This window comes from Candidatus Cryosericum odellii (assembly GCF_003570935.1).
Classification (GTDB): domain Bacteria; phylum Caldisericota; class Caldisericia; order Cryosericales; family Cryosericaceae; genus Cryosericum; species Cryosericum odellii.
In genome coordinates this window covers 1-10239 of sequence record NZ_QXIU01000245.1, presented here as the reverse complement: position 1 = coordinate 10239, position 10239 = coordinate 1, and the positions used below count along the sequence as shown (strand labels likewise).

The window sequence follows — 10239 nt, the reverse complement described above, 5'->3', positions numbered from 1 at the left end:
GAGCTCGACTTCATCGAGCGTTCCATCTGTGGCAACGCTGCTGCCCAACGAGCCTACGCAGTGTTTGTCGAACAGCTGGAACGTCCCCGAGCCTGCGAGGCGGTGCTTGCGGCATCAGGTGAGACATCTGCTGAGGATCGCGCCCTGCTTCTGGACCACTACCTCGTCATCGCCCACCGCATAGCGCAGGGGTTCGACGAGAGGGTACGGAAGCACAGCAGTTGAACCCTGTCCGCATGGTAGCCGATTACGTCCCGGGGCTTGAGCGCATTTCGTACTGCGCAAGAGCTTCCTTAGTAGCGTTCGCCAATTTTAGGCTGCTGAAAATATTCTCCCGTATCCCAAGGCGAGCGATACGAGGAGGGTGATCCCCGTTTCGAGCGCGTCGTCATTGAAATCGAATTCCGGACTATGGAGACGGGGCCAATCAGTACCAAGCCCAAGCCGCAGAAGACATCCGGGAATACGGTTCAGGTAGTAAGCGAAGTCCTCGGTCGCCATGGAGGGAGGATGATCATCCGTCCAGACACCAGCGCCGAGGGCTCCGGCGACGATGGAACGTGCGGCGGACACAGCACCGCCATCGTTGACCATCGGTATGTATCCTTCCAAAAAGTCCAGGGTGTGAGTGCATCCGCCCGAGGCGCAGGCTCCCCCCACGATCGAATCCATTTTATCGCGGATAAAGGTTTGCAGGTCCTTGTCAAAATAGCGTACCGTCCCCTCGAATACGACTTCTTCCGGTATAACATTTCTCGTGTAGCCGCCGCGTATTGTACATATCGAAACGACAGCGGGCTTCAGCGGATCGACCGAGCGAGACACAATGGTTTGTATGGAGCTTATGGCCTGAGCGGCAGCCACTATGGGATCGGCTGTCTTGTGTGGCTGGCCGCCGTGACCACCCTTGCCCCGGACCGTCACTATGAAGCTGTCCGCTGCCGCCATTGTCGGTCCGGGAGCCCCGCTCACCATTCCGAGACCGAGACCGCTCCATCCATGGAGCGCGAAGGCGACGTCGGGTCGAGGAGCGAGATCGAGAAGGCCCTTGGCAACGAGGGCCTTTCCTCCGCCGATTTCCTCCTCAGCCGGCTGAAACACGAAACGTACATTCCCCGCGAGTTCCTCCGTCGATTCTTCGAGCACCTTAGCGGCAGCCAAAAGCATCGAGGTATGGCCGTCGTGGCCGCAGGAGTGGGCCTTGCCGGGGATGGTCGAACGCCAGTCCTTGCCGGAGGCTTCTTCCAGCGGCAGCGCATCGATATCTGCGCGAAGCAGCACGGTTGGCCCCGGCATCCCTCCCCTGAGGAGACCGACAGTGTCGGTCCCGATCATTGGCTCCAAAAGCTCGGTTTTGCCGCCCGAGAGAAAGCCCCGAATAAGGGCCATAGTCTTCTGTTCCTCGAATTTGGTCTCCGGAAGAGAGTGAATCTGGTGTCGGATATGCATCGCTTCCGGAAGAATATCCTTGATCCTACGACGCACCTTTTCGGAAAGACTGAAGTCCATCATCTCTGTTCTCCTCTATCTGCTTTTTCCGCTGCGGCACGTGGACCGGGCAGGAAGCGCGCTGCAAAAAGCCTAGGCCTGTGTGACTATTTTTGGAAGGACGTAACTGTCATTAAGCTGGCCCGCTGATCCGCACCCGGACGGAAAAGCCTCGAGCACGACCGATGCAAGATCGCCTGTGATGGGAGCCCCGAGAAGAAGCTGCCCATGCAGCGCTGCATTGCTGGTGACTATCCTCAGCTTACAGCGCTCGCCGATCCGGCGAATTGCGTATGCGGCCACCGCAGCGAGAGGGTCGGACAATTTGTTGCTGTCGAGCAGACCAAGGATGTCAGAGGGTTTTCGGTCCAAGAGCGCGATGAAGTCGGGATGGTCGCCAAGCCCCTCATCGAGAGGTGTCACTAGCACGAGGGTTCCTCCGTTCCTGACGAGCATCTCGCCGATGTAAAATCCTTTGCCGCTCTGCCAGAGATCGGTCGTCGCGGGGAAGGACGAGACCATGACGAGGTCAAACCTTTCCGGGAAACAGGCCGTCATGGCGTTTTCCGCCAGCGAGATACTCCTGCTCAGCGTCTCCCTAGGTTCTCCCGCTGCCACCCCAACTATTCCTCCCACAGTCGGCACGAAATTGACGCAGAATTTTAGGCCGGCCAGGTCCCCCACCTTGTTGATGAAACTGCGGAACCAGTTCTCGCACTGTCCGGGGACAATTCTCTCCTCGACGATCGATTTGTAGTGACAGCGATATATGGTCTCGTATCCCGTGAGGCCCGGACAGATGATCTTGGCGCCGCCGGACCAGCCGGAAAATTTGTGCGCGACGACGCTCCCGATCCCGATCACCGTACCAGCATCTCTTAGCCTTTTATTCAGCCAGACTGGAATTTCGTCGATCTTTCCCGCCAGAAACAACCCTTCCGGGTCACTGCAGTCGTGCAGGACTATTTTGAGGCGCTTCCCGATTTCCCCCGTCTTGCTTCTGACCTCTTCCGCGCTCATAGGACGGTGGGTACCTGCCGAGACAAGGATCGTCATCTGGTCATCGCTCACCCCGATAGAACGGAGACGCTCATAGTGCACTTCGAGCGCCAAAGAAGTCGGCGTTCCGCGCGTATGGTCGTCTATCACAAGCATCACAGGCCTACTCACGTCGACGGCCTCAGCAAGGCTTCTTCCGCATGAGTCATCGAGGGCCCCTTCGATCGCTTTCCGTAAAGTCTCGCCGTATTTTGGCAGGACTGCGGGTCTGCTTTGGGCGACATACAATCTTTTCATCGCGGAGCGGTCAATGGAGATGAAATCGGATGCAGTCATCCTAACCTTCAAGGTGTCGTAATCAGATTCTGGAATAGTTTCTGCAATACTCATTTGTCCTCCTTGATTGAACCAACGTCCAACCGTATCGTCAAAATAGTTGGTCGATATGAACAATCGCTCGCTTCAACCGCCCATAAAGCGCGCGTCATTCGAATCCGCCCGCCTATGATCACAGCCTCGGACCGATCCTCGTAATACCGAAATCGCGGTATCCCAGGGCCTCCGATCGCGTCTGCTTTCCGTTCGCCACGTCGATGAGGGTATCGAGCATCACGGCCGCTTCGCTTTCGAGCGAAACTCCGTCTTCGAGGACCGCCGACACGTCGATATCGATGTCGTCCCGCATCCTGACCGCTGTCACGCGATTGCCCGTCACCTTGATGATAGGCGTTACGGGATTTCCGAGAGGAGTCCCCAACCCGGTAGTGAAGAGCACGAGCGTGCTTCCACATGCCATTAGCCCCGTCGTACATTCAGGATCATAGCCGGGAGAATCCATGAACCAGAGCCCCGGTCTATCTCCTATCAGCTCGGCATACTCGACGACTCCCACTATAGGGCAGAAATAGCCTCCCTTGGAAATTGCACCCAGGGATTTTTCCTCGATGGTAGTGAGTCCGCCTCGAACATTGCCGGGTGAAATGTTGTTTGGAACCGCTACGCCTTCTATGTCGTCCCTATCTTCGCTCCTGCTGTACTCGACCATTCGCTTGATGCGGTCAACCAGTTTTGTGGCTGTTTCAGGGCTTGCACAGCGCTTGGTCAGGATTTCTTCCGTTCCGATTACCTCGGTTGTCTCGGAGAGCACCGCTCTCCCGCCGTTTGCGCATATCGTATCGGCCACATACCCCACGACAGGGTTGGAGGAGAGACTTGAGGAAAAATCGCTTGCACCGCATTCGACACCGAGCACGATGCTCGAAAGCGGCACTTCCTCCGGATGTATTTTCGCGAGTTGTTCCGACATGTCAGTGACAATCTTTCTGCCCGCCTCTATTGTGGCGTTCGTGCCTCCCAGCTCCTGCGTCACAATGAATTCTACCTTCTTGCCGGAAGCAGCGATCTCTTCCGCCAGCTCGCGCGGGTCCACCCGTTCGCAGCCCAAGCCTACCAGAAGAACGGCCCCTACATTGGGGTTCAATCCCGTATTTAGCAAGGTTCGAAGCGATTGTCTGTAATCGGCGCCTATTTGAGCGCATCCGACCTCGTGGTGTACCGCCACTGCACCCGGAATATCCTTAGCGATAAGTGCGGCTATATGATTCACGCACGCGACAGCTGGCATGACCAGAGTCCAGTTCCGGAAACCCACCTTGCCATCAGGTCGTCTGTATCCGTATAGAGTCTTCATCATTCACTCCTCGGTCCGTTTGCTTCCTACGTTGTGGACATGAACATAAGAGCCCTTTAGAATATCCGTGAGGGCATAACCGATCGGGAAGCCATATTTCACGACGTCCATCCCCACTGGAATGTCGACTAAGGCGATCTTGTGCCCCCGCGGGATCTCTTCAAGCGTGGATATCTCCACGATCGAGGGCAATCCCCTGATCGTCACCGTCTCTCCGGCCGCCACGTCGTCCAACACAGTGGCGACGTTGTCCAGTTTATTCATGATAAGTCCCCGCTTCATTGCTTTACTCCCCCTTGTTGGCCGAGATCCATTCCTCATTAATGGGCAACGATGCCCTTAATGCTGAGATACGCGCTGTTTTCGAGACTGTTCCCTCTGAGGGGCTCAGTCTGCATGGCTTTCTTCCTTCCTGACATTTGCCTTGCGGAAATATTCCGATAATCTCTCGGCCATTTCCTCCAAGAGCAGTTCGTCCTTTATACTCGGGTCTGGGAATACCTCAACACTACAATAACCCTGATACCCCAAGCTGGCGAAAAGTGCAATATAATCTTCAAATCGTATATCGCCTCGCCCAAGCGGCATATGCCGTGAATCTGCGAGATGCACGAAGCCAAGTGACCGGACTTCTCGCCGTATGCTTTCGGTCTGACCAAGATCTACATGATCGGTATCCAGGAGCCATCCAAACCGGTCCAACCTCCATGCCTGTATGACACTTGCCGTCTCGGCCACTGTATTCAGCGTATCGCAGACATCGCGCCGCAATGGCTCCAAGAGGATGTCCACTCCCTCGTCCTCAGCCACTTTGTTCAAATGCCTCAAGGAATCGGCCATCCGTCCCATGGACACTCCGGGATCCGAATCCCAGACCTTCCCGCGAAATCGCCCAATCCCGACCGTACACTGCCACCGGCCAGCCATCCTTATAACGTCCTCAGCAGAACGCATAGCTGCGCTCCTCAGCGAGACGTCGGGATGATTCAGTGCCAACCCGTACGAGCCGAAGAGCTCGCCCGTACAGATCTGACTAGTGGACAGTCCATGATCCTTGACCTGCCTCTCGAAAGTCTCTGCATCAAAACTCGCGGGGTTGCCTATCATCAGTTCGACACCGTCGAATCCGAGATCTTTCACTGCAGAAAGAGCCTCTGGAAGCGGCATCATCAAACCGGTGATGGTATGATCCCGGGGAAGACTAGGATCCACCCACATATACGAGGTTTTCATTGTCGGCTCACCGCTAACTTGCAGAGGCAGAGCGATACATACTTTGCACGCTCGGAATCAGCGCGCGACGTGAGCACGACGGGATTCCTTGTGCCCCAGAGGACACCAGCTACTTGCGCTCCGGCAAGATGCACCATCGATTTGATGAACATCGCCGCGCTCTCGAGGTCAGGAGCAATCAAGACATCGGCGGGCGGCTCGAAGGCAAAATGGAGCCCTTTCTTCTCACAGGCCTCCTTTGAGAAGGCTGAGTCCAGCGCCATCGGGCCGTCGATTACCGCTGATGCGATCTGCCCACGTTCTGCCATCTTGCACAAGATAGCTGCATCATTGCCAGATGGAATTCCAGGCAGGATAAGTTCGTTAGCGCTCAAGACAGCCACGTTGACGACATTCTTCCCCAGCAACTGCGCGCAGCGTATGGCGTTTCTGGTTATCTCGACTTTCTGCGCCAAGTTGGGAAACGGGGTCACGGTTCCGTCTGACACAACAACAGGCTTCTCAAAGCCAGGTATTGCGAGAACCGAGCAATGCGTGATATAGCCCGTCTTGAAAGGAGATTTCACGATAGCCTTCAGGAAGGTGTGGGTGTTCAGGAGACCTTTCATGATTGTGTCTGCCCCACCCTGGAGACAGAGCTCGACAGCTCCTTCGACAGCTTCCTCGGGGCTTCCCACCACGCGGGTTTCGATTCCGGCCACGTTCTGTGTACCGAAAGCGATCGGCTCAGCGACACCCCTTTCCTTTGCCAGACTTGCCATACGGGCTGTTTCGGCATCAGGGCAGACCAAGGCGACCCTGAAATCTCCCTTAAGTGTCTCCGCTCTGTGAACACAATCGGCAAAAGCGTCTGAATCTCTCTTCATTGCCTGTGAACTCCTTTTCCGGTCTCCGAGCAGCCGTCAGGGCCTTTGCGTCAAATCGAAGGCCGTGAGCAACACCAATCAATAGTCACGAACTTGTTCCTGCCCAAGCAGCGCCGCCCTTACTCCGTCGGCGAGGGCATCCATTTCGAATTCTCCAGGGTACCAGAGTATCTTCCCCACAAAGGAGAGTCTCTCTTCAAGAGCTTTCTGTATGCTCGTGCTGCAGGTCACCCCACCAGTGAAGACCACGGCATCTACCTTTCCCGAGAAGATCGGCAGGAAGCTCGCGACACCCTTGGCTATCTGGTACACATACGCATCGAGGACGGCCCGCCCGCCCGTTTCTTTGCTCGCCAGATCTTCGATCGCCTGCATATTGCGAACGCCAAAATACGAGTACAGTCCCCCCTCGTGGGCCAGCGTTCTGATTCCCTGGGCAAACGAGAGTCCTCTGTCCTTCAAGTATTCCAGTAGTTTCAAACTGGGAAGCCCCCCTGCTCTCTCCACGGCAAAAGGTCCCTCCTGATCACTATTGTAGAGATCTACCATGCGCCCGCCCAAATGAGCACTGATCGATCCGCCCCCACCAAGATGCGCCACAATGAGTCTTGTGTTCCTGTACTCGAATCCCAGTTCTCTTGCAGCCCGTCTCGCCACCGCCCTCATGGACAAGGCGTGTGACAGCGAGGCGTGTTCGATGCCTTTCAACCCGGTGATCCTGGCAACGTCGTCGAGTTCGTCGACGCTGATGGGGTCAACAGAATACGCGGGTACTCCATACGTCCGCTCAATCTCCGCCGCAAGAACAACAGCAGTATTGGCCGGATGCTGACCCTGCAGTCCCTCACGGGCATCCCGGACCATCTGTTCGTTCACTCGGTAGACCCCCGAAGAAACAGGTTTGAGCCTTCCTCCGCGCGCCGCAACGGCGGCAAGTTCACGCGGATCTACCTTCTGGTTCCTGAGGTAGGCNNTCGCAGGTCATACTGATCCGGGAACAGGGGCTTGTCCAGCGTCGCACTGTCGTGTTCAAGTCTGGAGGTATCTCTGCATGACCCATCTTCGTATAGCGCGACCCGGGTCGACGTCGACCCGGGATTCACTACCAGGATAAGCACCTAGGTCAGGCCTTACCCATAACACTTGCAGTAATGCTCTCGAGGACAGAATCTTCCAGCACGGCCTTGCGGATTCGTCCCTCGGCGTGGACCCTATCGAGAATGTCTTCGAGCTGCTCCTCGGTCGCTTCGATCCCTCTCAGTCTGACGTAGTACCTTATGCTGGCTTTTCCACTGAACGCTCCAATCTTGACGAATGGTCCGGGTCTTCCAACCAATTGTGGCATATAGGGAGTCATGGCAGCCTGAATTCCTGCGCTGTTCAGCCTGTCCAATGCATCGACAACGGAGCCCGACTCAACCCAGAAAAGCCTTCCACCGACAACAGGACTGTTGTCGGCCGGAGCTATGTGTGAGATATCCTGCACCAAGCGCGACACTTCCCCAATCTTGGAGATATCCACGCCTGTGTCTATGTTGAGAAGGATCTTCAGTGCTGCAGCAACCTGTTCTGTGGCAACGTTGCCCGTCCGCTCGCCTAATCCGTTGATCGAAGAGTGGATGGTGCGCGCGCCGCCGACTATGGCTGCAATGACCGACCCCATGGCCATTCCGAATTCATTATGCACGTGGAATTCGAGCCCAGTTTCCTCAGGAACGACCTTGCGCAGTTCCTCGAAAGCGAACTGGATCGCGTATGGAGTCCCGACGCCGAAGCTGTCCACAAATGCCATCGTCTCAGGATGAGCGTTGTGCGCGATCCGCTTGAACGCTTCCAGCGTATAGTCAATCGGGGCACGAGTGGCATCCCATCCCATGAAACTGACCTTGGTACCGTTCTTTTTGACATATTCTATGCAGTCCGTGACAGTGTCTACGACTTGTTCCATGGTTCTGTGATAGACGTACTCGTTGAGATAAGGATTGATTGCGTGTTCCACAATGATTCGATCGACGCCCACTTCCAGCGCAGCATCCAGATCCTTGGGCATAGCCCTGCAGAATGCCACCAACTCGCTGTTCAGCTTCATCTTCTTGAGCCGTCTCACGGCATTGCCTTCCTCTTCGGATATGATCGGCATGCCAACCTCGATCCGATCGACACCGAGTTCGTTCAAAGCTTCCCCAATCCTTACTCTGTCATCCTCTCGCCACACCAAACCGCAAGTCTGTTCTCCGTCCCTTAGGGTAACGTCGTGGATAGCGACCTTCTTGGGCAGCCGCTTAGCCATGGCTCCATCCAGGAAATTCAAGGGGGAAACCCAACGATTCTCGTCAAAATAGGGAGAACCCTTCATTGGCATCCCTGCAAGTTCTTTCAATGTGTTAGCCATCAAGTAGGACCTCCATGTCCATGTCCGCTCTGGAACTGCAAATTGCCAAGGCATTCTACGAAACACCTCGGCTCTGATACGATCGTGAGTCGATGCAGCGCCCTTCAGGCGTCAGCCCTTGGCAAAGTACATGTCCTGAATCATCTGGTTATCGTGAATCTCCGCCACGGGACCTTCCATCGCAATCGATCCCTGAGAAAGCACATAGATGCGGTCACTCAGGGGCAATGAGAGTTTCGCGTTCTGTTCCACGAGGAGCAGGGTGAGTCTAGTCTCCTTCACGATTTCCTTGAGAGTCCGGAATATCCTCTGCACAATGATAGGGGCCAAACCCATGGAAGGTTCATCGATCAGAATCAGCTCGGATCCTGACGCTATGGCTCGACCGATCGCGAGCATCTGTTGTTCGCCGCCACTCAGGGATCCCGCCTGCTGGTTCTTTCTACCCGCAAGTTCCGAGAACAACTGGTATACGGAGTCAATACGCCCTTTCCTGAGACCGCGCGATACCCTTGTTGTAGCGACTTCCAAGTTCTCGTTCACTGACATCGCTGGAAAGACCTGTCTCCCTTCGGGAACGTGGGCAATGCCCTCGCACGCTATCTTGTACGGCTGATACCCAACAATTTCCTTTCCGGAAAAAAGTATGCTCGAGCCCACTTCCAGCTTCACAAGCCCGGAGATAGCGCGCAACAGCGTAGTCTTGCCGGCTCCGTTCGGGCCAAGGACAGATACGACCTCTCCTTTGTCGACAGTCATCGAGATCGACCGAAGGGCGGTTATCCCATTGTACATGACAGTGAGATTCTTAATTCGAAGCAGTTCTTCCGTCTTCTCACTCATTTTCGTCTCCAAGATAGGCACTGATAACCGCCTTGTTTCTTTCGATTTCCTCAAATGACCCCTGCGCGATGACTTCGCCGAAATTCAATACGTATACTCGATCGACAGCTTTGCGGATGAACTCCATGGTATGTTCAACGAGGAGCATGGTTATCTTCCGCTCCTTCAAGATCTCCATGATCCGCAGAATCTCCACGAATTCCTCTTTGGTCATTCCGGCCGCAGGCTCGTCCAGCAGAAGAAGTAGAGGTTCAAGTGCAAGTGCTCGGGCTATTTCCAGCGCTCGCCTCTTTCCATACGGCAAGTTCGAAGGCAGCTTCCACGCGTCCCCGTCAAGTCCGACTATGCCAAGGAACTCCATCGCCTTATCGAACTGAGCCTTCTCTTCGTGTCGCACTCTTGCCGTTCCCAGCGCGATGTCCAGAGCAGAAGCCCTCATGAACTTGCACCGCGATACAAGCACGTTTTCGACGACGTTCAGATGGCCGAAAAGCTGGATTCGCTGGAAGGTTCTCGCAATTCCNNCCTCAAAGAGGATGCTTCCAGAAGTCGGAGGAAACATACCCGAAATCTGGTTGATAAACGTGGACTTTCCGGAACCGTTGGGACCGATAAGCCCCGTGGTTTTGCCTTGTTCAATCGCCAAATTGATGCCGCGGTTAGCGACGATTCCCCCGAATCTTTTGGTCAGCGCCTTCGTCTCCAAAATGTTTGCCATACTCATTCTC

10 protein-coding genes and 1 pseudogene are annotated in these 10239 nt (G+C 55.3%); 1 reads left to right on the top strand and 10 read right to left on the bottom strand.

Annotation, left to right across the window (positions count from 1 at the left end; all coding sequences use genetic code 11):
* The coding region (locus SMC5_RS10860; RefSeq protein WP_165849072.1) for a hypothetical protein at positions 1 to 225 on the top strand (225 nt) is incomplete at its 5' end.
* A gap of 87 nt (positions 226 to 312) precedes the next feature.
* On the opposite strand, the gene SMC5_RS09990 is transcribed toward SMC5_RS10860, so the two are convergent.
* From SMC5_RS09990 to SMC5_RS09945, 10 genes and pseudogenes are all read right to left on the bottom strand, one after another.
* Entirely contained in the window at positions 313 to 1512 is a 1200-nt protein-coding gene (locus tag SMC5_RS09990) for a M20 metallopeptidase family protein (RefSeq protein ID WP_119088298.1), read from the bottom strand.
* Positions 1513 to 1581: 69 nt separating this feature from the next.
* Positions 1582 to 2877 carry a lactate racemase domain-containing protein gene (locus SMC5_RS09985; protein ID WP_119120586.1) on the bottom strand — a complete coding sequence of 432 codons (1296 nt, stop codon included), beginning with the start codon at positions 2875 to 2877 and terminating at the stop codon, positions 1582 to 1584.
* 118 nt (positions 2878 to 2995) lie between these two features.
* Entirely contained in the window at positions 2996 to 4180 is a 1185-nt protein-coding gene (locus SMC5_RS09980; protein ID WP_119088300.1) for a UxaA family hydrolase, read from the bottom strand.
* Positions 4181 to 4441 carry a UxaA family hydrolase gene (locus SMC5_RS09975; protein WP_207799214.1) on the bottom strand — a complete coding sequence of 87 codons (261 nt, stop codon included), beginning with the start codon at positions 4439 to 4441 and terminating at the stop codon, positions 4181 to 4183.
* A 123-nt stretch (positions 4442 to 4564) separates the two neighbouring features.
* A complete protein-coding gene (locus tag SMC5_RS09970; protein WP_165846716.1) occupies positions 4565 to 5347 on the bottom strand; it encodes a sugar phosphate isomerase/epimerase family protein in 783 nt (260 codons plus the stop codon).
* Between the two features lie 59 nt (positions 5348 to 5406).
* Positions 5407 to 6276, bottom strand: coding sequence for a phosphate acyltransferase (locus SMC5_RS09965; RefSeq protein WP_119088303.1), 870 nt, complete (start codon positions 6274 to 6276; stop codon positions 5407 to 5409).
* 78 nt (positions 6277 to 6354) lie between these two features.
* Positions 6355 to 7188, bottom strand: a pseudogene (locus SMC5_RS09960) (butyrate kinase); the annotation flags it as partial.
* 211 nt (positions 7189 to 7399) lie between these two features.
* Entirely contained in the window at positions 7400 to 8566 is a 1167-nt protein-coding gene (locus SMC5_RS09955) for a LeuA family protein (RefSeq protein ID WP_207799213.1), read from the bottom strand.
* Positions 8567 to 8779: 213 nt separating this feature from the next.
* Positions 8780 to 9511 carry an ABC transporter ATP-binding protein gene (locus SMC5_RS09950; protein WP_119090087.1) on the bottom strand — a complete coding sequence of 244 codons (732 nt, stop codon included), beginning with the start codon at positions 9509 to 9511 and terminating at the stop codon, positions 8780 to 8782.
* On the bottom strand, positions 9504 to 10229 hold the full coding sequence (locus SMC5_RS09945; RefSeq protein ID WP_119120587.1) for an ABC transporter ATP-binding protein: 726 nt from the start codon (positions 10227 to 10229) through the stop codon (positions 9504 to 9506). Before SMC5_RS09945 ends, SMC5_RS09950 begins: the two co-directional genes overlap by 8 nt.
* Positions 10230 to 10239: the final 10 nt, after the last annotated feature.

Coding starts and splice junctions, on each gene's coding strand:
- SMC5_RS09970 (WP_165846716.1), bottom strand. CDS start 5,347: ATGATGCCGCTTCCAGAGGCTCTTTCTGCAGTGAAAGATCTCGGATTC.
- SMC5_RS09975 (WP_207799214.1), bottom strand. CDS start 4,441: ATGAATAAACTGGACAACGTCGCCACTGTGTTGGACGACGTGGCGGCC.
- SMC5_RS09980 (WP_119088300.1), bottom strand. CDS start 4,180: ATGATGAAGACTCTATACGGATACAGACGACCTGATGGCAAGGTGGGT.
- SMC5_RS09950 (WP_119090087.1), bottom strand. CDS start 9,511: ATGAGTGAGAAGACGGAAGAACTGCTTCGAATTAAGAATCTCACTGTC.
- SMC5_RS09965 (WP_119088303.1), bottom strand. CDS start 6,276: ATGAAGAGAGATTCAGACGCTTTTGCCGATTGTGTTCACAGAGCGGAG.
- SMC5_RS09955 (WP_207799213.1), bottom strand. CDS start 8,566: ATGGCTAAGCGGCTGCCCAAGAAGGTCGCTATCCACGACGTTACCCTA.
- SMC5_RS09990 (WP_119088298.1), bottom strand. CDS start 1,512: ATGATGGACTTCAGTCTTTCCGAAAAGGTGCGTCGTAGGATCAAGGAT.
- SMC5_RS09985 (WP_119120586.1), bottom strand. CDS start 2,877: ATGAGTATTGCAGAAACTATTCCAGAATCTGATTACGACACCTTGAAG.